We start from the raw sequence: 22,514 nt of genomic DNA, 5'->3' as shown, positions 1-22,514 counted from the left end.
TCTGGCCCGTTTTTCCGTGCAAAACCGCTGATTTTTGCCGCGTCGACGGCAAAGGTTGTGGCCCGCGCGTTTTTATTTCCCTCAACCCGTTGATTCACAAGGATTATTTTTTAATTCCTTAACCTGGCACCGTTCTTGCATAGCAGCCTATGGCGGCCCTTTCCGCCTGCTATCCGGCCTTTCGAGCCGTGACGACACGAACGGAGCCCGTCATGACCACCCGCGACTGCCCCACTGCCTTGCAGACCCCGCATCCCAGCGCCAAGCAGGTGGGCAAGGCCATTTCGCCACCGCCGTGCGAAGCGGGCGTGCCGATATACCCGCTGCGCTACGGCATCGCCGACGCTCCGTACCGCAGCGAGCTACACACCCTATTGAAGACGCCGGGCTACCCCGTCCTGCAAGGCGGCAAGGCCTATGGCCTGCGCGTCCTGCGCCCGGGCACCTATGTCTATCTGCTGTACGTCGACCACGGGCAGATGTGGAACCGGCACTATCAAGTCACTGAAGACATCCGCTTCGCGCCCATCTGGTGGAGCGACGCCGACTACGAACATTCGACGCCAGGTTCGCAATCCAGGCCCGACGTCACCGGCGCCGCGCCTTACCTCTTGGCCCCGCCCGCCGCGATCAACGGCCCCGTCTATCTGCTGATCAGCGACACCGTCCTGACGCACAACACCCTTTGGCAAATAGAACAGAACACGGATGGCCTGCGCGACGCCCTGGCCACCGTCGTCACGCCCACCGGCGGCCCGGACCAGCCCCACGTATTTCACGCGGCGCGCTTGACGGTGTCCACGCCCGAACTGATCCGTCCCACGCTAAGCCGCGTGCCGACGTATTACGCCTGGAGCGAGATCGCGCCCGCGCAGCACTACCCGGATGTCAGTGACGTCATCAGCCAGATGTACGCCGCGCTGCGCGCCCGCAAAGACGTTGCGCCGCTAGCGGTGGCGCTGCAAGACCCCGTGGGCATCGCCAGCGAACTCAACTACCTGTGCTCAACCGAAGTCAAAAAGCGCGACGACTATCAAACGCAAAGCAAGCACCGGCTAAACAGCGCCGGCCTGATCGACGCCTACTTCAAACAAGCCGAAGCCAACAGCACCACACCGCCCGCCTTGACGGCGCTCGCCCGGCAACGGGCGCTGGTGAACCTGGCAGGCGCGCGCGATTTCATTCCCGCATACCAAGCTCGCGTGGCCGCGTTTCAGGCCAACATCACCCGCGCCTGCACAGACGTCGTCGCCTGGCTGCAACGCGTACACGCCGCGGGATTGCTGGGCCAGGCGTTCAGCCTCTTCGACCAGCGTTGCGCGCAAAACGCCCGCGACTTCGAGTCCACCGTGCTTCATTGCTTTGGAGCGGCGGTGCATACGGACGAGGGGCTGGCGGAATTGGCGAAGCATATTGAGGCTGCGCCGGATATCAGCCCGTTGTGGCGTGCGCTAAGCGCGGGCGACAAGCCGCTGATGATGCGGCTGGCGAATCCGCTCACTATCGGTAAGGGCTTGTTTGATGCGGTGGATCGCATCATGGAAGAACGGCCTGGCACGTTGGTCACGGATCTGCTGACCCGGCTGATCTGGCCTTATCTGGCCAAAGCACGCTCGGAGGTCGCCGAGGTCCAGGTCAGACGGTTGCGGCATGTGGGCGAAATAAGGTTTGGCGTAACAGTCGGCCGCCGCTTCGTGACGCCGCAGCAGTACCTGGCGTACAGCGTGGCGTTGCAGGGCTATGTGGCGATGGGACGGGATGTGGAACTGCGTTGGCCTGGAGCGTTCATACCCTCTACGGGACAGGGGCAGGCTGCGAGCGTGAAGGTAGGGAACATCGAAATTTGGGAATGGGAGACGGTAGGGACGACGTCAGTCGCTAAGAAGCAGAAGCCGCTGGACCTGGAAGGCAACCCGTTGTTGAGAAATTTGAAGCGGCTGCGAGCAGCCGCGGGTGGGGTGTCGACGGGGGTGGGAGGTGCGCTGGCGATTTGAGGGATGCGGAATGCGGTGGAGGGGTTGGAGAAAGAACGCAGTCTAACTTCCGTCATGTCAGCTTTCGGGGCGGGTTCCGCGCTAACCGCGGCTTCATTGGAAGTTGGCGCGTTGGCGCTTTCAACCATGCAAGCACCTCGGGCAGGAACGACGATAGCGAGTTCAATGCTCGTCACGCGCTTAAAGTCAGGAGCCATTTTTGCTAGCACGGCGGCCGCTGGCATATTGGCGTCGGCCGACCTCATAAAAGCGATCAGCGCCAGCCATGACTCAAATCATGAACAGGCAAGGATGCATCTGTATTCAGCGATAGCCGGTGGCGCACTTACCGTCGCCACCGGTGCGGGAGGCGTAGCTTCAGTGGCGACCGCTATGGCAGCCGGAGGAAAGGCTGTCGCCGTCCTAGGCCTTACCCCAGGCGGATGGGCAGTCATTGCCCTCCTCGCAATGGGTGCCGTCATCTACTTCACCCTTCAAGCCGATGACGCCCAGCACAGCCCAATTGAGATCTGGCTCAAGCACACTGCCTGGGGCGTAGTTACGCCACGATTCACGCTGGCGCAAGAATTGGATGCCTGGCACAGCTTGCACTTCAGCCCCCGCATTACGCCAAAGTGGGAAGCCCATCGCGGTATTGCAGGTACTTTGCGTTTGCATTGCACCCTGCCCGAGGTGTATGGGCAGAGCGACTTTCAATCCAAAATCCACGTCACGCTCTACGGCGCGCCCCTGAAGTCCGTAGATGCCGCCGCCGCGTTGCGCACGCCCGGCGCTATCGTGGATCTCAACACGCAGTACGTCATCGGCCCATTGACCGATGGCCCGGGCGCCGATCGCGGATGGCGCATCGGCATGCACGAAGATGCCAAGGTCAAGCTGGAGTATCTCTACCGGCCCGATCCCGAAAACCTGCCTTCAATTGGTCTGGAACAACCAGGCGCGCCAGACCCGCTGGTGTTCACTTCATCGAGCTTTCTTTTTGACTCCATCGACCCCGCCAAGCTTGCTCCCGTCAAGGCTCCGAAATGAGCCAGGACAACGACATCATCAAGAAGCTCCCTCGCAGCCTGTTTCTCGGAGCCAGAAAATTCGCTCGACAGCACTTGACGGCCGACGATGTGCCCATGGGCGGAGCGCGGCTTCCCGAAATAATCGGACTACGCCGAATAAATGATCAATGCATAGAGCTGGAACCCTACGGTAACCAGGTGAGAAGCAACCACGCCAGAAGCATCGGATTCCTTTTCTCCCTGGGCGTCGCCCTTGCGATATTCATCGCTTGGATAATGCCTCCCCCCGTTCCCGCGTCGGTATGGACCCTGTTGGGACTAATGCCGTTGATCGTCGCAACCTTTGGTGGCGTCATGTACCTCTGCGTCGGCAAGCTGTCGGGCCAATTCCGTGGCGGCTTCGTTCGTATCCATCGCGGCACCCGCAAACTCTATTTCGTCATGCCGCATGATGCGTACCTGCTGACACTGGAATGGGACCAGCTTCAAGCCATGGCCGGATATATTCCCATCGTGGGTGCGGGTGGCTACACAAGCCGTTATCCGTTGTACCTGCTCGCCGTCGACTGGAACCCAACTCCGCCGCGGGAAGTCTGCGTCGCCTGCGGCAATCTTGGCTGGCGTGATGATGGAGATTCCGCCAAACAACTGTGGGACTGCCTACAAGTCTTTATGGAACACGGCCCAGCATCCCTGCCAAAGCCACCACCCATTCCTGCCCGTCTTTCACGTATACAGACCTTCCTGCACGGCTATCGCGAATGGGCTGAAAACTTCAGCCGCGACCTCGCCACGCCTAGAGCCAAGAGATGGGCGCCGCTGATGATCCCCGCCAAGATTCTTGAACTGATGTTCGTGGTGATCCCCGACAGCCTCGCCGAGTTCATCGAATACAACGTGCCCTACACGTCCTTCCCCAAAGAGATCGACGAACTCTGTGGCTTCGCCGACCCCCTGCCCCCGATCACACGCGCTTGTACATGATCGTTGTCGCATCCAGCTTGCCCGCATCATGCGGGTCGCGGCTGAAGCCGGGGATCTGGCCTACCGTCACGTAACCCAGCGACGCGTATAGGGGTTCTGCGCTGTCGCCCGTGCGCGTGTCCAGCGTAAGTAACGTGCGGCCAAGCTGGACCGCCTGCGCTTCGGCCGCGCGCATCAGTTCGCGCGCGATGCCCTGGCGGCGAAACGCGGGGTGGACGAGCAGTTTGCGGAATTCGGCGCGATGCGGCTGGTTGGGCGGCGTGTCGATGTCCAGTTGCACCGCTCCCGCGATGCGGCCGTTCTGGCGCGCCACCCACAGCGACAGCTTGCCGCCTTCCACGGCTGGCAGGACCTTGTTGCGCCAGAAGGCTTCGGCGTCTTCGGGCGAATACGGCAGGACGAAGCTGACGCTGGCGCCGCCGTGCACGCAGGCGTGCAGCACGGCGCCCAGTTCATTCAGGCAGGCGCGGGCGGCTTCGGCCGACAGCGGGATCACTTCTATCCCGCTCGCTTGGGTCCGGCTTGTTTCAGTCCGGCTTGTTTCAATCCGGCTTGTTTCAGCCCGGCTCGCTTCAGTCCGGCCCTCGGGGGTCTGGGCCGATTCAATCCGGCTCGCTTCAATCCGGTTCACTTCAGTACTTGCTTGGTCTAGGCTCATGGCGGGTTCAGACGATGAAGAGCAGATAACGGGCGCCGCGGTGCGGCGGGGTGACAAACAGGCTGGCGCCAAAGAGCTGGTAGCGCAGGCAGTCGCCGGGGGCCAGGTCATACGTCTGGCCATCGACGGTGATGCGCAGTTCGCCTTCAAGCATCAGCAGATGGTGCTCAAGACCCGGGCGGGGGGATTGTTCGTAGGCGATGCGTGCGCCGGGGGCCAGTTCGCAGGCCAGGACTTCGCCCGCCAGTTGCTGGGCGGGCGGCGACACCGAGCGGCGGCGAAAGCCTGCGCTGTCGTCGACCCACACGGCTTGCGCGTGTTCGGGCACCAGGGGCGCGAAGTCGTCTTCAACCATCATCATCAGGCGCGACATGGTCAGGCCGTGCGCCGCGCATAGTTTGCCGAGCACGGCGGCGGTGGGGCTGACCTCGGCGTTTTCCAGGCGCGACAAGGTGGCGCGGCTGACGCCCGCCACGCCCGCAAGTTCATCCAGCGACCAGCCCCGCTCTAGGCGCAGGGCTTTCAGGCGCTGGGCGATGCGGCGGTCAAGATCCGTGTCGAGATTCGTATTTTCCATATCCGGGAATTTCTCTCAAATGCGAAAACCTGTCAAGCGCCAGGGCTGGCGGAAAATTTCGGCACAATACGGCATGCTTCTGGCCAAACCCCTCCTCATGACCGCCCTCTGCCTTTCATTTTTAAGCGGGTGCAGCCTGCCCCCGCTGGACAAGCGCAGCGAATCTACCGCGCTGACGCCCGAGCAATCGGCGGATACGCCGCTGGGCCGCGGCATCGCTCCCGTGGCGGCGGTGCATCCCGGCAAGTCGGGCATCCACCCGCTGGCCGACGCTTATGACGCTTTCGCCGCGCGCATGATGCTGGCGCGCGCGGCCGAGCGCAGCCTGGATGTGCAGTACTACATCTGGCACAACGACATGACCGGCACCATGCTGCTGGAAGCGCTGCACGAAGCTGCCGACCGTGGCGTGCGCGTGCGCCTGCTGCTGGACGACAACGGCACGGCCGGGCTGGACCCGGTGCTATCCGCGATGAACGAGCACACCAATATCGAGGTGCGGCTGTATAACCCCTTCGTGCTGCGCTGGCCGAAGCCGCTGGGCTACGTCACGGATTTCAAGCGGTTGAACCGCCGCATGCACAATAAGTCCTTCACCGCCGACAACCAGGCCACCATCATCGGCGGGCGCAATATCGGCGACGAGTATTTCGGGGCCACTACCGACGTGCTGTTCACCGACCTGGACGTGCTGGCCATCGGCGCGGCCGTGAATGATGTGTCGATGGATTTCGACCGCTACTGGGCCAGCGATTCCGCCTACCCGGTGGATCGTTTGTTGAAGCCGGCCGAACCTGGGGCACTTCAGGCCCTGGCGCAACAGGCCAGCAAAGTCGAGCGCTCGCCCGAAGCCGCCGCCTACGCCGAAGCCATGCGGCAGTTGCCCTTCATCCGGCAACTGATGCAGGGCGATCTGACCCTGGAATGGGCGACAACCCGCATGGTCAGCGACGACCCGCGTAAAACGCTCGGCACCGCGCCGCCCGAGGCCATGCTGCCGCATCAGCTGCATGAAATCATCGGCGCCCCCAAGACCGACCTGGAACTGGTGTCCCCGTATTTTGTGCCGACGGCAACCGGCACGGAGGCTTTTGCGAAGCTGGCGCAACGCGGCGTCAAGGTGCAGGTGCTGACCAATGCGCTAGAGGCGACCGACGTGGCCGTGGTGCATTCCGGTTACGCCAAGCGCCGCAAGGATTTACTGGCGAGCGGCATCGAACTGTTTGAAATGAAGCGCAAGGCGGGAGGTGTGGAGCGCAACAAAAGCATGGGTCCGTTCGGCAGCTCGGGCTCAAGCCTGCACGCCAAGACTTTCGCCGTGGACGGAGAGCGCATTTTTGTGGGGTCGTTCAACTTTGATCCGCGTTCGGCCACGCTGAACACGGAACTGGGCTTTGTCATCGACAGCCCCACGCTGGCCAGCCGCATTGCGCAGGCGTTCAAAGAAGACATTCCGAATGTGGCGTACCGGGTTTGCCTGGACGACAAGGGCGATCTCTATTGGCTAGAACAACGCGACGGCAAGACCATTCGCCATGACACCGAGCCGGGCACGACGATGTGGAAACGGTTTTCGGTATGGTTCGTGTCGCTGCTGCCGCTGGAGCCGCTGCTTTGAAGCCAGCGCAACAAGCGGAGTTCGGCGTGAGCCGCGCGGGCGTAGACTGAAAGTTTCTGCCGCATGAGCTGGGACTGCTGCCTCGGGCCGCGATCTGCCGCAACAAAGCCGCATACCAAGCCGCATACCAAGCCGCACACAAAGCCGCAACAAAGCCTTAACGAAACCCCATGACCGCCCTGCCCGCCGCCCCCTTGCCTGACCTGGATTGGACCGCGATCACCCATTCTTTGGATGCGCACGGCAACGCGATTGCGCCCGCGCTGCTGACGCCGGCGCAATGCATCGCACTGGCGGCGGGCTATTCAGCGGCGGACCGTTACCGCAGCCGTATCGTGATGGCGCGCCATGGCTTCGGGCGGGGGGAATACCAATACTTTGCCTATCCGCTGCCGCCCCTGCTGCAAGACTTGCGCACGTCGCTGTATCCGCGGCTGGCGCCGATTGCCAACCGATGGAACCGGCAGATGGGCATCGCCGTGCAGTACCCCGACGATCACGCAGCCTTTCTGCAACGCTGCCATGACGCCGGACAACGGCGGCCCACGCCCCTGATCCTGCAATACGGCCCTGGCGACTACAACTGCCTGCATCAGGACTTGTACGGCGAACATGTGTTTCCGCTGCAAGTCGCCATTTTGCTGTCACGCCCCGGTGAAGACTTCACGGGCGGCGAATTCGTCATGACCGAAACCAGCAGCCGCGAACAGCGCGCCGAGGTTCTGCCGCTGCAACAGGGCGATGCGCTGATCTTCACGGTGAACCAACGCCCGGTGCCAGGCGTGCGCGGGTGGCGCAAGACCGCCATGCGGCACGGCGTCAGCGCCCTGCGCAGCGGGCGGCGCCACACGCTGGGCCTGATCTTTCACGACGCCCAATAGCCATGCCCCCCACCCTTGATCTGTTTGGCGACGACGACACCGCGCAGCAAGGGCGCGAGGCGATCGGCCCGCAGTCCTTTGTGCTGCGCAGCTTTGCGCTGCCCTACGCAGACGCGCTGCTGCAAGGCGTGGACGACGTCACGGCGCAATCCCCCTTCCGGCATATGGACACCCCGGGCGGCTACACGATGTCGGTTGCGCTGACCAATTGCGGGCAGCTGGGCTGGACGACGGATGCACGCGGCTATCGCTACGCGCGCATCGACCCGATGACCGGTCAACCCTGGCCCGATCTTCCAGACGCCTTTCTGCGGCTGGCCCAGGCGGCGGCAGCCGAAGCCGGCTTTCCGGGTTTTACGCCGGATGCCTGCCTGGTCAACCGGTACGAGCCGGGTTCGCGGCTGTCGCTGCATCAGGACAAGAACGAACGCGACTACGACGCGCCCATCGTGTCCGTGTCGCTGGGCATGCCGGCCATGTTCCTGTTTGGCGGCAACGAACGTGCCGACAAGGCCCTGCGCGTGCCGCTGTTTCATGGCGACGTCGTGGTCTGGGGCGGCGTAGACCGGCTGCGCTATCACGGCGTCATGCCCATGAAAGACCTGCCGCATCCCAAGCTGGGCAGTCAGCGCATCAACTTCACGCTGCGCAAAGCGGGCTGACTATCAGGGTTCCCCGCGTCTGGCAGCGTCCGCGCGGCGGCCCTACTATGGCGCACCTTTGGCCCTGCGCCCCGCGCGCCGACATGCTCATGCCTTCCCTGCGCCCCCGTCCCCGTCTGTTGCTTGCCTGCCTGCTGCTATCGGCCCCGGCGTGGTCCGCCGAGCCTGCCGCAGTGATCGAAAATTCGCTGGGCATGCGATTCGTTCATGTGCCGGCTGGCACGTTTCAGATGGGCAGCGACGAATCGGCCGCGACCCTGGCCCGCGACTACCCGCAATATCCCAAAGACCGCTTCGCCCAGCTGTTTGACGAAGCGCCCGTGCACACCGTGCGGATCACGCGCCCGTTCTATCTGGAGCGCACCGAAGTCACGGTGGGACAGTTCCGGCGCTTTATCGAAGCATCGGGCTACGTGCCAGAGTCCGAGGCTGACGGCACGGGCGGCTACGGCTACAACGCCGCCTACGACCCCGACAAATCCGAACGCGGCGACGCCTTCGAAGGACGCGACCGGCGCTATTCCTGGAAGAACCCCGGCTTTGCGCAGACGGACGACCACCCTGTCGTCAACATCAGCTGGAACGACGCCACCGCGCTGGCCCGCTGGCTGACCCAGACAGAGGGGCACGTCTACCGCCTGCCCACGGAAGCCGAATGGGAATACGCCTGCCGCGCCGGCACCCGAACGCGGTATCAGAATGGCGATGACCCCTTGAACATGCCCGATGTGGGCAATGGCTTTGACGCCGACGCCGAACCGCTGTGGCCGAAATGGCACGCTTTTGCCTCGCCCCGCCACGATGGCCACGCCTTCACGGCGCCTGTCGCCAGCTACGCGCCCAACGCCTTCGGCCTGTACGACATGCACGGCAACGCCTGGGAATGGGTGTCGGACTGGTACGGCGAAGACTATTACGCGCACTCGCCCGCTGATGACCCGAAAGGTCCGGACAGCGGCAATGTGCGGGTGCGGCGCGGCGGCTCCTGGCATACCTGGGCGCTGTACACGCGCTCGTCTTACCGCAATTGGAATACCCAGGAAACGCGTTACCCGCTGGTCGGCCTGCGGCTATTGCGCGAGGCCGATTAAGGGAAAGCCCGCCCGACGGGTTAGCATAGCCGCACGCTTAACCTCAAAGAGAGTCCTGACATGCATTCGCTGGGCCGTCTCGTCCTTCTCGTGAACGACTACGACACCGCCATTTCCTTCTATCAAGACAAGCTGGGCATGGAGGTGTTCGTTGATATGCCCGTGGGCCAGCAACGGTATGTGCACCTGCGCCTGCCGGAACAACCCGCGGTGGGCGTCTGGCTGTTGCAAGCGCTGACCCAGGCGCAACGCGACCGCGTCGGCGACCAGACCGGTGGCCAGCCGGTGGGCGTGTTCTACACCGACGACGTGGTGCGCGACCACAGCAACTTCGCCGCCCGCGGCGTGCGCTTCACCAAAGAGCCCGTCCATGACGACACCACGGTTTACGCCCACTTCATCGATCTGTACGGAAACGAATTCGTACTGGTGCAGGTGAAGAAGTAAGCCCTACGCACGTCCGCCATGGCAGCCGCCACACCGAAACAGGACTGGATACTCCGCGCCGCGCCTGGTGGCCACGTGGAGCGCATCGAAGCCTACTTCGGCGGCCATGGCTACGACATGCACCGCCACGACACGTACGCCATCGGGCGCACGCTGTCGGGCGTGCAAAGCTTCAACTACCGGCGCGACTATCGCCATAGCCTGCCCGGCGGCACCATCGTGCTGCATCCCGACGAGCCCCACGACGGGCAAGCCGGCACCGACGCCGGCTTTCACTACCGCATGATTTACGTTGAGCCCGCGCTGATTCAGCAGATTCTGGGCGGCCGGCCCTTGCCGTTCATCGCGGGCGGCATCTCGGACGACGTACGGCTGCGGGCGGCAAGCGACACCCTGCTGCAAAGCACGCGCGCGGCCATCGACCCCTTGCAGGAAGACGACGCGCTGTATGAGCTGGCGCAGGCGCTTAGCGCCGCGGCCGGACGCCCCCAAGGCCGGCGCCGCCCCAACTACCCGGCCGCCGAACGCGCCCGGCAGTTCATCCATGACGCGCTGGATCAACCCTTCACGCTGGACCAGCTGGCGCACGCCGCCGGCCAGGACCGCTGGACCTTGTCGCGGGATTTCCGCGCGCTGTTCGGCACCAGCCCCTACCGCTACGTGATGCTGCGCCGCCTGGATCTGGCGCGCCGGCTGATCGCCACCGGCCTGCCGCTGGCGGCCGCTGCGGCCACGGCCGGCTTCACCGACCAGAGCCATCTGACGCACCGCCACGTGCAAACCTACGGCATGACGCCCGACCGCTGGCGGCGCATGCTGCACGCATAGCGCAGGCCCGGCTTTCGTTAACAAGCCGCCGAGACGCGGCCAAGCAGCCACCGGCGAAAACCTGCAAGAACGTACAAGACGGCGCGCCTGGCCGCGCCCTATGCTCAGGCATCTTCCACTCCAGCAGGTGCGCCTATGTCCCCGATTCCCGCCATCAACATCGCCGGCAAACTGTCGCTGTTTTCTGAACAGTGGCGCCCCAAGGTCATTGCGCAGATGAACGACTACCAATTCAAGGTCGTCAAGGTGCAGGGCGAATTCGTCTGGCACAGCCATGCGGATACCGACGAGACGTTCATTGTCATCAGCGGCCGGCTGCGCATCGACTTGCGCGACGGCCATATCGATCTTGGCCCCGGTGACATGACCGTCATTCCCAAAGGCGTAGAGCACAAGCCCTGCGCGGTTGACGAAGCGCATCTGATGCTGGTGGAACCCTGTGGCGTCGTCAATACCGGAGATCAGGGCGGCGAGCGCAGCGCCCCGAATGACGTCTGGATTTGATGCTGGCCATTCTGCTACCGTGAAGAACACGCAGGAGAAAATCATGTCCAGAGTCATGCTTGTCACCGGCGGCAGCCGGGGCATTGGCGCCGCCGTCGCCAAACTTGCCGCCCGCCGCGGCTACGCCGTGGGCGTTAACTACCGCACCCATTCCGACGCCGCCGATGCCGTCGTCGCCGAGATCCAACGCGAAGGCGGCAACGCGCTGGCCATTCAGGCTGATGTGTCGCAGGAAGATCAGGTTGTCCACATGTTCCGCACGCTGGACGACCGGCTGGGCCGGCTGGATGCGCTGGTCAACAACGCGGGCATTCTTGAAACCCAGATGCGGCTGGATCAAATGGATGCCGACCGCCTGATGCGCGTGCTGTCGACAAACGTGATCGGCGCATTCCTGTGCGCCCGCGAAGCCGTGCGGCGGATGTCGACACGCCATGGCGGCCAAGGCGGCGCCATCGTCAACGTGTCGTCTGCGGCTGCGCGGCTGGGTTCGCCCAATGAATATGTGGATTACGCCGCCTCGAAAGGCGCGCTGGACACGCTCACGATCGGGCTATCCAAGGAAGTGGCGCCGGAAGGCATTCGCGTAAATGGCGTACGCCCCGGCACCATCTACACCGACATGCATGCCAGCGGCGGCGAACCCGGCCGGGTGGATCGGCTGAAGAACGTGATCCCGCTGCGCCGGGGCGGCTCGGTGGACGAAGTGGCGGGCGCGGTCATGTGGCTGTTCTCTGACGAAGCGGGTTACACCAGCGGCTCGTTCATCGACGTGTCCGGCGGCAGTTGAGGCCATTCAACCATTGCGTACCGGCTTGCCGTCAGACGCGATCACGTTTTTTTCCTGCTTGGCGGAGATGCGCGCCTCAACGCGGCGCAACACCGCCAGCACGAATAGCGCCAGCAAGGTGCTGACCAGCGCCGTGGCCTCGCGGCCCATGCCTGCGGCGACGCCAATGGCCGCCGTCATCCAGATGCTGGCCGATGTGGTCAGGCCGTGGATCTCGCGTTCGTTGCTGAGCTTGATGATGGCGCCCGCGCCCAAAAAGCCGATGCCGGCGATCACCCCTTGCAGCACGCGGCTGATGTCGCCCACTTGCATGCCGCCTTGCAACGGCACCAGCACAAAGATGGCCGCGCCCAACGCCACCAGCATGTGCGTGCGCAAGCCCGCGGCCTTGCCGCTGCGTTCGCGCTCATACCCCAGCAAGCCGCCCAAGATCACCGCCATGCCTAAGCGCAGCACGATGCGCGTGGCTTCGCCGACGTCAGGAATATCCGCAAATTCGCTACGCACGGTGGACCAGATTTCCAGCCAGATTTCCGTCATCGCCGCTTCCTCTTGGCACAGGTGAAACGCAGCATAGCAGGGTGCCGCGGCGAAACGCCATGACGCTTTCAGGCTGACAGGAAAGTCGCATCTGGTTTACAACCATCGAGTGCGCCGCGCGTGCGGGCGTGAACCAACAGGAGGTTTCCATGGACTTGCAGCTGGCCGGAAAGCGCGTGCTCATCACGGGCGCATCCAAGGGCATAGGCTTGGCGTGCGCCATCTCCTTTGCGCGCGAAGGCGCAGACCCTATTCTCGTAGCGCGCGACGATGCGGCGCTGCATCAGGCCACGGCGTCAATCCGTGAACAGAGCGGCCGCGACACGCGCGCCATCACACTGGACCTGGCCGCGCCGGGCGCGGCCGAAAAGCTGGCGAAGGAAACCGGCCCCATCGACATCCTGGTGAACAACGCGGGCGCGGTGCCGGGCGGCGCGCTGGACCAGGTGCAAGACGAACGCTGGCGCGCGGGATGGGAATTGAAGGTGCACGGCTACATCAGCCTGGCGCGGCACTACTACCCCCAAATGCGGGACGCGGGAGCCGGCGTCATCGCCAACATCATCGGCATGGCGGGCTCGGCGCCGCGCGCCGACTACATCTGCGGCGCGGCGGCCAACGCGTCGCTTATCGCTTTCACCCGCGCGTTGGGCGGTGAAGCGCCGCGCCACGGGGTGCGCGTCTTTGGCGTGAACCCGTCGCGCACCCGCACCGACCGCGTGCTGACCTTGGCGCGCCAGCGCGCGCACGCCCGTTGGGGCGATGAATCGCGCTGGCAGGAAACCTTGTCCGACCTGCCGTTCAACCGCCTGATGGAACCGGAAGAAGTGGCCGACATGATTGTGTTCGGCGCATCGCCCCGTGCCGGCTATTTAAGCGGCACGGTGATCGATCTGGATGGCGGCGAGCAGTACGCGAACCACGCGAGGTAGATCGCTCAGGCGCGTGGGGCCGCCGCTTGCCAGCCGGCCAGCAACGCCGGCAGCTGCTTCATATCGGTGAACACATGCGCCACGCCTACGCTGCGCAGCGCTTCGGCGCCGCTGTGGCCGTTGGCATCCGGGCTGTAGCCGAACACGGTGGCGCCTGCCGCCACGCCGGCCGTTGCCCCCGTGACGGTGTCTTCCACGATGGCGCAACGCGCCGGGTCCACGCCCAGCGCTTTCGCGGCGGCCAGGTACACGTCAGGAAACGGCTTGCTGCGCGGCATTTCGTGGCCGCTGAAGACGCGTCCATCAAAGCATTCCGCGATGCCGACCTTAGCCAATTGCAGTTCCACCTTGCGGCGGTCGGCGCCCGAGGCCACCGCGATGCGTCCATCCAGCGCTTGGTGCAAGGCGCGCACGGCGTCCGGCGCACCGGGAATTTCCAGCAAATCGCGGTCCAGCGCGGCGTTGCGGCGCTGGCGGAATTCGTCGAACCATTCGGGTCCCAGCTTGGCGCCGGTTTCGGCTTCGATGCGCGGCAGTTCGTCGCGCACGGCTTTCCCCGTGAAAATACGCATCGTCTCGTCGTGCGTGATGTTCCAGCCCAGTTCATTCAACATCTGGGTCAGCACGTAGCTGGTGATGGGTTCGGAATCAACCAGCACGCCGTCGCAATCAAAGAGCACGGCGTCAAAGGGAAAATCAGTCATTGCGGGGGCATGGGGCGGGTTCGTGAAGCGGATAAGCATACTGCATGGCTCGCTGGCGGCTGGGAACCGAAAATGGACAGACAACTGCGGACAGCCACCGCGGACAGCCGGAAGCCGACTGCCCGCAGCCAGAATCCGGCCAAGCCGCCAGGCGTTCTTTCAGCGCAAGCTTCGGAGTGACTGGGGCCCGCGCATGCGCATAAGCTATTGCCGATGCCAATTGCCGGACACGCGCCCTTTTCCATGACACCCGCCTGCACCCCGCTCGACCACTACGACTGGACCCGTGTCGCGCGCGACCTGGACGCCGAAGGCTGGGCGCTGCTGCCGGGGTTCTTTGCGCAAGCGGCCGCGCACCAGTTATCGCAACCGTCTTCTGAAGCCGCTGCCCGGCACACCCTGGAGGCGCTGCGCCGCGACCTGTACCCGCGCCTGCTTCCCGTCGCCCGCGCTTGGGCGGCTGCCCTGCAAAGCGGCGCGCACTATCCCGACGACGTCGACGCCTGGCTGGATTGCAACCGCGCCGCCGGCCAGACGCATCCGCTTTCCGCGGTGCACCGGCATCGGCCCGGCGACGGGCAAGCGCTGATGCAGCACGCCGACGGCGAACACATCTTTGCGCTGCAACTGGTGGCGCTGCTGTCAGCCCCGGGTACGGACTTCACGGGTGGCGAGTTCGTTATGACGGAACAACGCCCCCGCATGCAATCGCGTCCGATGGTGCTGCCTCTGCAACAAGGCGATGCGGCCGTCATCGCCGTCTCGCATCGCCCGGTCCAAGGCGCACACAACGTTTATCGCGTCACGGCCAGGCAAGCCATCAGCCGGGTGCGCTCGGGCGAGCGCGTGGGCCTGGAAGTGGTGCTGCACAACGGACGCTAGCGCCGCGATCACCCCTGTGGCGACAAAAACGCCAGCACGTGTTCGGAGAATGCCTCGTGGCATTCCTCTGTCACGAAGTGGCCGCAGTCGGCAATGATCACGCCGGTGAGATCGGTCGCGTTATCGCGCAGGGTGACCAGCGGCGCATCGCGCGTGGCGTGTTCCGCGCCGATGGCCAGCGTGGGCATGCGCAGAGGCGTCTTTGACCGTTCCAGGTTCTGGCGGATGGTTTCCGGAATGGCGCGGTAATAGGCAAACCCCGCGCGCAACGCGCCCGGCGACGAATACGCGTCGATATAGACGTCGGCCGCTACGCGGTCGCGGCGATGCGACCACTTGTCGAACATGAAGCTCAAGTAGGCGCGTTCGCGTCCGGTGATCAGCGCTTCCGGCAAGTCATGCAGCTGGTTGAACAGGAAGTGCCACAAGAAGATGTTGTCCTCGGGCGGCACGAATATCGGAGGGGCTGGCGCCAGGCCGGGAATCACGGCCTCGGTCAGCACCAGCCGGCGAATGGCGTCGGGGTAGTCGCTGGCCATTGCATAGGCCACCCACATGCCGATGTCATGGCCGATGACCTGATAGACCGGGTGCCCCAATTGCCCCATCAGGCGGTGCAGCACGCGGGCCACGGCGCCGGTGTCATAACCATGCGCGGGGCGGTCGGAATCCCCCGTGCCAGGCGGGTCCACGGCGATGGCGGTATAGCCGGCCTGCGCCAGCGACTTCATGATGTGGCGCCACGTGAACCAGGTTTGCGGCCAGCCGGGAACCAGCAGCACGGGCGGCCCGTCGCCCATGACGGCGCAATGAATGCGCTTGCCATCCACCTGCACATATTGGTGCGATACCGCGTCGGCGGCCGTAAAAAAAGTGTTGATCTGATGCGTCATGATGAAACCCGTTGCGCCTACGCCATGCCCAGCAAGGCGTGAATCTGTTGCTTGTCGATGGCGGCGCCCGCAAAGTCGTCGAACACTTTGGACGTCACCGGAATGATGTGCCGATTAATGAACTCAACGCCTTCGCGCGCGCCGGTTTCCTGGTCCTTCAAGCAGCACTCCCACTCCAGCGTGGCCCAGCCCGCGTAATCGTGCTGAGCGAGTTTCGAGAAGATGGACTTGAAGTCCACCTGCCCATCGCCCAGCGAACGGAAGCGGCCGGCGCGATTGATCCACGATTGATAACCGCCATAGATGCCTTGGCGGCCCGTCGGATTGAATTCGGCATCCTTCACATGGAACATGCGAATGTGGTCCTTGTAGATGTCCAGATACTCCAGGTAGTTCAGCTGCTGCAAAACGAAGTGGCTGGGATCGAACAGAATGGCGCAACGCGCATGCCCGCCGACACGTTCATGGAACATCTCGAACGTGATGCCGTCATGCAGGTCTTCGCTGGGGTGGATCTCAAAGCACAGGTTCACGCCCTGCTCATCGCACGCGTTCAGCACGGGCAGCCAGCGTTTGGCCAGCTCGTCAAAAGCGGTCTCGATCAGCCCTTCGGGGCGCTGCGGAAACGGGAACAGATAAGGCCACGCCAGCGAGCCCGAGAACGTGCCCATGTCGCTCAGCCCTAAGCGCTTTGAGGCGCGCGCCGAATTCAGCAGCCCTTGCCGCGCCCACGTGGTTCTGGCCTGCGCATTGCCGCGAGCCTCAACAGGCGCGAAGTTGTCGGCCATGGCGTCATACGCCGGGTGCACGGCCAGCAACTGGCCGTAGATGTGCGTGGTCAGCTCGCTGATGACCAGGCCGTGCGCGGCCAGCGTCCCCACGATCTCATCACAGTAGTCCTGGCTGACGGCCGCGGTGCCGGCGTCGAAAAAACGCTTGTCCCATGCGGGAATCTGCAATGCCTTGAAGCCCACGCCCGCCGCCCACTCGGCAATGGCCGGCAGGCTGTTGAATGGCGCGACGGCGTCGCTGAATTGCGCGAGATGCAGGCTGGGTCCTTTGATCGTCTTCATATCGATTCCTTAATTGTTTGTCGATCGACAAAGAATAGGCGATAAATGGCGGCGATGCAAACGCGCAGGCCGGCGTTACACTGCGTGCAGTTCATTTCACCGAGACCGTAATGGCAGGCAGACCCAGGGAATTCGACCGCGACCTCGCGCTTCAGCAGGCCATGCTGGCGTTCTGGAAACAGGGATACGAAGGCACGTCGATGGCGGACCTGGTGGCGGCCACGGGCCTGGCCTCGGCGCGGCTCTATGCGGCGTTTGGGTCCAAGCAGGACCTGTTTCGCGAAGCGGTGGCGCGCTATGAAGCGGGCGACGGATCGTTTGCGGAAGTGGCGCTGGAAACGCCCGCGGATGTGCGCGGCGCCATCCAGAAATTGTTGACCGACGCGGTATTGACCTACACCCGCCGCGGCCGGCCTCAAGGATGCATGGTGGTCAGCGCCGCCACCAACTACGCCGCCGAAAATGAAGACGTGATGGCCTGGCTGACCACGCATCGCAAAGCCCGCACGCAAGGCATCATTGACCGCTTGGACGCCGCCCTGCAACAGGGAGAACTCAAGCCCGGCACTGATGTGCAGGCCTTGGGCGACTACTACGCCGTCGTGCTGCACGGCCTGTCGGTGCAGGCCCGCGACGGCGTCGGCAAGGCGCGCCTGCTGGCGATGATTCCATCCGCGCTCAGCGCACTGGATGCGATGTTGCGCTGAACGCTATGGGTACGCAGGTTGCGCTCAGCGCACTGGGGCCAGCTTGCGCTGAACGCGCAGGGCGTTCAGTTCTCGGCCGTGATGTGCCCGTCGGCCACCACCTTCGCAAACACTTCCGTCTGCGCCTTGATGAACGCGCTGAATTCCGCCTGGCTCATGGGCTGCACTTCCCCGCCCAGGTCTCGAATGCTGGCCACGAACTTCTCGTCGCGCAAGGCGCGGTTGATGGCGTCGGCCAGCTTTTGCTGCACGGCGGGCGGCGTGCCGGCAGCCACGAAGACGCCAAACCAGTTTTCCAGCGCGTAGTCTTTCAGCGGCGCGGTTTCAGCGATGGCGGGAATGTCGGGCGCAAATGACGCGCGCTTGGCCGACGTCACGGCCAGCGGTTTGACCTTGCCGCTCTGGATGAAGGGCAATGCGCCCGCCAGGCTCACAAACGTCAGGTCGACGCTGCCCGAGGCCACATCCACCAACTGCGCGGATGCGCCCTTGTACGGCACATGCACCATCTTGATTCCCGCCAGCGATTGCAGCAGTTCGCCGTTCAGATGCTGCGGATTGCCCACGCCGCTGGTTGCGTACGTGAGCTTGTCGGGATGCGCGCGCCCATAGGCCACCAGTTGCTCCACGTTGGCCACCGGCAGTTTGGGGTTGGCGACCAGCACGTTCGGCACGCGCGCAATCAGCGCAATCGGCGCCAGATCCTTTTCCGGCTGGTACTGCATCTTCCCCTTGAACACGAGCGGGTTGATGGCGGTTTCGCCCGCTGAACCCAGCAGCAGTGTCGTGCCGTCGGGCGCGGACCGCACCACCGCCTGCGCGCCCAGCATGCCGCTGGCGCCGGGTTTGTTTTCAACGACCACGCCTTGCGGCATCTCTGCGCGCAAGCGCTCGGCCAGCAGGCGGCCCATACCGTCCACGCCACCGCCTGCGGCAAAAGGCACGATCAGCGTCACGGGGCGTCCGGCGTCAGCCGCATGGGCGGACGGCAAGGCCGCCAGCGCCGCCAAGGATAGCGCCGCGGCGGCGGCCAGCGGACGCATCAGCAAGGAAATTCGGGGTCGAATGCGGGGTCGGATTTGGGGCATGGTTTGTCTCCTGTTCGGTCTGTTCAGCCTGTTCGAATGACGGCCGGGTTTTTACTTAATTGCATTTTATAGATGCAATATGCAAAACTGGCATCTATGGAAAACACCAATGCTGGCCTGCGCCCCGCGTTTCAGCCCCTGCCCCAGACCGCCTTGACGCGGGACGGCGCGGCGTCCAATGGCGCCCCCGCCACCTTCATTGATCTGCCCGCCCGCTTCGGCGCTGATTACTTTCGCCTGCCCGTCGTGCTGCGCCTGCTGCTGGAGAACGCGCTGCGCAACATGCAGGGGGATGAACGCGACGCCGCCGTCGCCGCGCTGTTTGCCTGGCTGGATCACGGCACCAGTGACGCCGAGATCGCCTTCCAACCCGGCCGCGTGCTGATGCACGACACCACCAGCACGCCCGCGCTGGTCGACATCGCCGCCATGCGCGACGCGCTGGCCGAGGCCGGCATGGACCCCGCCGTGCTGAACCCCGTGCTGCCGGTGGATGTATCGGTGGACCACTCCCTTGCCGTGGAGGCGTATGCGCAGCCCGACGCGGCCACGTTGAACCTGGACTTGGAACTGCGCCGCAACGCCGAGCGCTACCGCTTTCTGCGCTGGGCGTCCAAGGCGCTATCCAATGTGCGCATTCATCCGCCCGGCACCGGCATCATGCACACCATCAACCTGGAGCAGCTGGCCACGGTGGTCTGTGATGACGGCAACGGTGCGCTGTATCCCGACATGATGATCGGCACCGACAGCCACACCCCCATGATCAACGGCATCGGCGTGCTGGGCTGGGGGGTGGGCGGGCTGGAAGCGCAGACGGTGATGTTCGGCATGCCCACCTTGCTGCGCATTCCCGACGTGATTGGCGTGCGGCTGACTGGCGCGCTCGCGCCCGGCGTCACGGCGACCGATCTGGCATTGACCGTGACGCAACGGCTGCGCGCCATCGGCGTGTCGGGTGAGTTCGTGGAATTCTTCGGACCCGGCGTCAGCACGCTGTCGGCCGGCAGCCGCTGCGTGGTGGCGAACATGGCGCCCGAATACGGCGCCACCACCGGCTACTTTCCCATCGACGGCGAAACGCTGGCGTACCTGCGCCAAACGGGCCGCAGCGAATCCCATATCGCCCGCGTCGGGGCGTATGCCGAACGCATCGGCATCGCGCTGGACCCGGACGCATCGCCGCGCTACACCCGCGTCATCGAGATTGCGTTGGACAAAGTGCGGATGCATGTGGCCGGCCCCAAGCGCCCGCAAGACCTGCACCCGTACACCGACACCAAAGCGATTCTGGCGGCGTTGAATTTCACGCCCGCGGCACAAGCCAGCGCCACCCTGCCGCGCCACGCCGTCGCCATCGCCGCCATCACCAGTTGCACCAACACGTCCGACCCGCGCCTGTTGATGGCCGCCGGGCTATTGGCGCGCAAGGCGCGTCAGGCGGGCTTGCGTGTGCCGGCCTGGGTCAAGACCTCGCTCGGTCCCGGTTCGCCTGCGGCGGCCGACTACCTGGCCCGCGCCGGCCTGCTGGATGATTTGGCGGCCGTGGGCTTTGACATCGTGGGCTACGGCTGCACGACCTGCATCGGCAACTCCGGCCCCTTGCCCGCGCCGGTGCGCGCCGCCATGGAGGCAGGCGCGATGCATCCGGTGGCCGTGCTGTCGGGCAATCGCAATTTCACGGGCCGCATTCATCCCGACCTGGACCTGGGCTTTTTGATGTCGCCGCCGCTGGTCATCGCGTTCGCCTTGGCGGGCGACGCCGAGCGTGACCTGAGCCACGAACCCGTCCAGATCAACGCCAGCGGCCAGCCCGTTTACCTGCGCGACCTGTGGCCGGATGAGGCCGACATCACCGCCGCGCTGGCGCAAGGGTTGCAGCCCAAGGACTTCCGCGCCGCGTTCAAGATCGCCAGCGCGAACCCGGCATGGCAAGCCCTGCAATCACCCGACACGCCGCGCTTTCCGTGGGACCCGGCCTCGACCGCTCTGCGCCGCCCGCCCTTTGCCTCGACGGAGGCCGGTAGCCAACTGGGCCATTACGTGGCGCATCCGCTACTGGTGCTGGGCGACGACGTCACGACCGATCACCTGTCGCCCGCCAGCGCGATTCCGCCGGACAGTCTTATCGCTGATTTCCTCGTCGCGCGTGGCGACGACCGCAACGACCTGAACGTGTTCGCATCGCGCCGGGGCAATTGGGAAGTGATGATGCGCGCCGCGTTCTACAGCAAGAGCCTGAAGAATCTGCTGTGCCCGGACGCGCCCGTGGGCCACACCCTGCATGCGCCCAGCGGCCGCGTCGAACCCATCTGGGAAGCCGCCGAACACTATCGGCAAGACGCGCAGCCCGTCGTCTTGTTGGCCGGCGCGCGCTTTGGCACGGGCTCGTCGCGCGACTGGGCCGCCAAAGGCCAACGGCTGCTGGGCATCCGCGCCGTGCTGGCCGTAAGCTTCGAACGCATCCATCGGTCAAACCTGATCGGCATGGGCATCTTGCCGTTGCGCCTGCCGGAAGGCGTGACGCCAGCCACGCTGGATGTGCAGTCAGGCGACCGCATCGAGATCGACGCCCCCGCCGCGACGATGGCGCCGCGCATGCCGGTCGCGGTGCGCATTGTGCGCGCGAAGGGCACGGTGGATACCTTGCACGCCACTGCCGCCGTCGAGACCCAGCTTGAGGTTCGCTTGTTGCGGATGGGCGGCGTCATTCCCGCTATCCTATCGGATACCCTCCGCCCGGCCAGCACCCCATGAGCGCGCAAACCAATACCGTCACCAAAATTCTGGAATTGATCCGGCAAGACCGCCTGCCCGAAGGCGCGCACCTGACCGCGCAAAAGCTGGCAGACCGCTTGCGGCTGTCGCGCTCGCCCGTCAACGATGCGCTGGGCGTTCTAGAGCAGCACGGCATTGTGGCGCGCAAGCCCAACCGCGGCTATTTCCTGCAACAGAACTTCGACGCCCTGCCCGGCGCGCCAGCCGAACTGGCCGCGCCATCGGTAGACGACATCGTCACGCAAAGCTATTTCAAGCTGGCCGATGAATTGCTGCGCGGCGAATTGCCCATGCAATGCAGCGAGGCTCAGCTGCGCGTGCGCTACGCCTTGACCCATGCGCAGACGCAAGCCTTGCTGGGCCGCATTTCGCAGGAAGGCTGGGCGCAGCGCCGCCCGGGGTATGGCTGGGAATTCTCGTCGATGATGACCACGCCCGACAGCCTGTTGCAGTCGTACCGGCTGCGCTTGGCGCTGGAACCCGCCGCCTTGCTTGAGCCATCATTTCGCATTGAAAAAAGCGTGATCGAACGGTGCCGCGCAGCAGAAAAACACTTGCTGGATGGCGGCATCGCCACCGACACGGCCGACCAGCTCCATGATCGCGGCGTGCGTTTTCATGAATCGCTGGTGGAAGCGTCCGGCAACCCGTTTTTCATCGACACGATCAAACGCGTGAATCGCGTGCGCCGGCTGCTGTCATACCGTTCCATGCAAGACCGCAGCCGCTACCGCCAGCATTGCGACCAGCACCTGGCCATCCTGGATTTGCTGGAACGTGAACGCAACGAAGACGCGGCGGCCGCCCTGTCCAGCCATTTGCGCAGCACGCTGGATAACCTGGCCCGCATCAGCGGCATCCTGAAAGGCTAGC

23 protein-coding genes are annotated in these 22,514 nt (G+C 64.5%); 16 read left to right on the top strand and 7 right to left on the bottom strand.

Translation table 11 applies throughout. From position 1 onward, the window contains the following. Window positions 1-212 precede the first annotated feature (212 nt). The 3 genes from ACFZAI_RS05275 (at window position 213) to ACFZAI_RS05265 (ending at window position 3,988) form a co-directional block, all read left to right on the top strand. Complete coding sequence (locus ACFZAI_RS05275; protein WP_391565922.1) at window positions 213-1,994, top strand: toxin VasX; 1,782 nt, start codon at window positions 213-215, stop codon at window positions 1,992-1,994. A gap of 165 nt (window positions 1,995-2,159) precedes the next feature. Further along, the gene (locus tag ACFZAI_RS05270) at window positions 2,160-3,023 is read left to right on the top strand and encodes a hypothetical protein (RefSeq protein WP_391565921.1); all 864 of its coding nucleotides are present in this window, start codon (window positions 2,160-2,162) and stop codon (window positions 3,021-3,023) included. Further along, window positions 3,020-3,988, top strand: a complete 969-nt coding sequence (locus ACFZAI_RS05265) for a hypothetical protein (protein WP_391565920.1) — start codon at window positions 3,020-3,022, stop codon at window positions 3,986-3,988. Before ACFZAI_RS05270 ends, ACFZAI_RS05265 begins: the two co-directional genes overlap by 4 nt. Here ACFZAI_RS05265 and ACFZAI_RS05260 read toward each other — a convergent pair. Both ACFZAI_RS05260 and ACFZAI_RS05255 read right to left on the bottom strand, forming a co-directional pair. After that, window positions 3,969-4,484, bottom strand: coding sequence for a GNAT family N-acetyltransferase (locus ACFZAI_RS05260; protein WP_391565919.1), 516 nt, complete (start codon window positions 4,482-4,484; stop codon window positions 3,969-3,971). The genes ACFZAI_RS05265 and ACFZAI_RS05260 overlap by 20 nt on opposite strands. Window positions 4,485-4,653: 169 nt before the next feature. Continuing rightward, complete coding sequence (locus ACFZAI_RS05255) at window positions 4,654-5,223, bottom strand: helix-turn-helix domain-containing protein (RefSeq protein WP_391565918.1); 570 nt, start codon at window positions 5,221-5,223, stop codon at window positions 4,654-4,656. A 73-nt stretch (window positions 5,224-5,296) separates the two neighbouring features. On the opposite strand from ACFZAI_RS05255, the gene ACFZAI_RS05250 reads away from it, so the two are divergent. The 8 genes from ACFZAI_RS05250 (at window position 5,297) to ACFZAI_RS05215 (ending at window position 12,044) form a co-directional block, all read left to right on the top strand. Beyond that, window positions 5,297-6,841 (top strand): phospholipase D family protein, encoded by a 1,545-nt coding sequence (locus ACFZAI_RS05250; protein ID WP_391565917.1) that lies wholly within the window; start codon window positions 5,297-5,299, stop codon window positions 6,839-6,841. A gap of 170 nt (window positions 6,842-7,011) precedes the next feature. After that, entirely contained in the window at window positions 7,012-7,722 is a 711-nt protein-coding gene (locus ACFZAI_RS05245; RefSeq protein WP_391565916.1) for a 2OG-Fe(II) oxygenase, read from the top strand. A 2-nt stretch (window positions 7,723-7,724) separates the two neighbouring features. Continuing rightward, window positions 7,725-8,384 carry a DNA oxidative demethylase AlkB gene (gene alkB, locus ACFZAI_RS05240; RefSeq protein ID WP_391565915.1) on the top strand — a complete coding sequence of 220 codons (660 nt, stop codon included), beginning with the start codon at window positions 7,725-7,727 and terminating at the stop codon, window positions 8,382-8,384. An 89-nt stretch (window positions 8,385-8,473) separates the two neighbouring features. Further along, window positions 8,474-9,475: a formylglycine-generating enzyme family protein gene (locus ACFZAI_RS05235; RefSeq protein WP_391565914.1), complete on the top strand. Its 1,002-nt coding sequence runs from the start codon at window positions 8,474-8,476 to the stop codon at window positions 9,473-9,475. A gap of 60 nt (window positions 9,476-9,535) precedes the next feature. Continuing rightward, a complete protein-coding gene (locus ACFZAI_RS05230) occupies window positions 9,536-9,922 on the top strand; it encodes a VOC family protein (protein WP_054422682.1) in 387 nt (128 codons plus the stop codon). A gap of 18 nt (window positions 9,923-9,940) precedes the next feature. Next, a complete protein-coding gene (locus ACFZAI_RS05225) occupies window positions 9,941-10,750 on the top strand; it encodes an AraC family ligand binding domain-containing protein (protein ID WP_391565913.1) in 810 nt (269 codons plus the stop codon). A 135-nt stretch (window positions 10,751-10,885) separates the two neighbouring features. After that, on the top strand, window positions 10,886-11,254 hold the full coding sequence (locus tag ACFZAI_RS05220; protein ID WP_391565912.1) for a cupin domain-containing protein: 369 nt from the start codon (window positions 10,886-10,888) through the stop codon (window positions 11,252-11,254). Window positions 11,255-11,297: 43 nt separating this feature from the next. Then, window positions 11,298-12,044, top strand: coding sequence for an SDR family oxidoreductase (locus tag ACFZAI_RS05215; protein ID WP_391565911.1), 747 nt, complete (start codon window positions 11,298-11,300; stop codon window positions 12,042-12,044). A gap of 6 nt (window positions 12,045-12,050) precedes the next feature. Here ACFZAI_RS05215 and ACFZAI_RS05210 read toward each other — a convergent pair whose 3' ends face one another. After that, window positions 12,051-12,584 carry an MgtC/SapB family protein gene (locus ACFZAI_RS05210; RefSeq protein WP_391565910.1) on the bottom strand — a complete coding sequence of 178 codons (534 nt, stop codon included), beginning with the start codon at window positions 12,582-12,584 and terminating at the stop codon, window positions 12,051-12,053. Between the two features lie 149 nt (window positions 12,585-12,733). Between ACFZAI_RS05210 and ACFZAI_RS05205 the strand changes: the two genes are divergently transcribed. After that, window positions 12,734-13,516, top strand: coding sequence for an SDR family oxidoreductase (locus tag ACFZAI_RS05205; RefSeq protein WP_391565909.1), 783 nt, complete (start codon window positions 12,734-12,736; stop codon window positions 13,514-13,516). 5 nt (window positions 13,517-13,521) lie between these two features. On the opposite strand, the gene ACFZAI_RS05200 is transcribed toward ACFZAI_RS05205, so the two are convergent. Further along, entirely contained in the window at window positions 13,522-14,220 is a 699-nt protein-coding gene (locus tag ACFZAI_RS05200; RefSeq protein ID WP_391565908.1) for an HAD family hydrolase, read from the bottom strand. 243 nt (window positions 14,221-14,463) lie between these two features. On the opposite strand from ACFZAI_RS05200, the gene ACFZAI_RS05195 reads away from it, so the two are divergent. After that, window positions 14,464-15,102, top strand: a complete 639-nt coding sequence (locus ACFZAI_RS05195) for a 2OG-Fe(II) oxygenase (RefSeq protein WP_391565907.1) — start codon at window positions 14,464-14,466, stop codon at window positions 15,100-15,102. A gap of 8 nt (window positions 15,103-15,110) precedes the next feature. On the opposite strand, the gene ACFZAI_RS05190 is transcribed toward ACFZAI_RS05195, so the two are convergent. Both ACFZAI_RS05190 and ACFZAI_RS05185 read right to left on the bottom strand, forming a co-directional pair. Next, window positions 15,111-15,995: an alpha/beta fold hydrolase gene (locus tag ACFZAI_RS05190; RefSeq protein WP_391565906.1), complete on the bottom strand. Its 885-nt coding sequence runs from the start codon at window positions 15,993-15,995 to the stop codon at window positions 15,111-15,113. Between the two features lie 17 nt (window positions 15,996-16,012). Next, a complete protein-coding gene (locus ACFZAI_RS05185) occupies window positions 16,013-17,068 on the bottom strand; it encodes a sugar phosphate isomerase/epimerase family protein (protein WP_391565905.1) in 1,056 nt (351 codons plus the stop codon). 110 nt (window positions 17,069-17,178) lie between these two features. Between ACFZAI_RS05185 and ACFZAI_RS05180 the strand changes: the two genes are divergently transcribed. Next, complete coding sequence (locus ACFZAI_RS05180; protein WP_391565904.1) at window positions 17,179-17,775, top strand: TetR/AcrR family transcriptional regulator; 597 nt, start codon at window positions 17,179-17,181, stop codon at window positions 17,773-17,775. 65 nt (window positions 17,776-17,840) lie between these two features. Here the strand turns inward: ACFZAI_RS05180 and ACFZAI_RS05175 are convergent, their stop codons facing one another. Next, on the bottom strand, window positions 17,841-18,863 hold the full coding sequence (locus tag ACFZAI_RS05175; protein WP_391565903.1) for a Bug family tripartite tricarboxylate transporter substrate binding protein: 1,023 nt from the start codon (window positions 18,861-18,863) through the stop codon (window positions 17,841-17,843). Between the two features lie 96 nt (window positions 18,864-18,959). On the opposite strand from ACFZAI_RS05175, the gene acnA reads away from it, so the two are divergent. Both acnA and ACFZAI_RS05165 read left to right on the top strand, forming a co-directional pair. Further along, a complete protein-coding gene (acnA, locus tag ACFZAI_RS05170) occupies window positions 18,960-21,620 on the top strand; it encodes an aconitate hydratase AcnA (protein ID WP_391565902.1) in 2,661 nt (886 codons plus the stop codon). Next, window positions 21,617-22,513, top strand: coding sequence for an FCD domain-containing protein (locus ACFZAI_RS05165; protein ID WP_391565901.1), 897 nt, complete (start codon window positions 21,617-21,619; stop codon window positions 22,511-22,513). Before acnA ends, ACFZAI_RS05165 begins: the two co-directional genes overlap by 4 nt. The last annotated feature ends 1 nt before the right edge of the window (window position 22,514 follow it).

The sequence above is a fragment of the Achromobacter sp. NPDC008082 genome, assembly GCF_042957345.1.
Classification (GTDB): Bacteria; Pseudomonadota; Gammaproteobacteria; order Burkholderiales; family Burkholderiaceae_B; genus Achromobacter; species Achromobacter kerstersii_A.
This window is presented reverse-complemented; position numbering and strand designations above follow the sequence as displayed.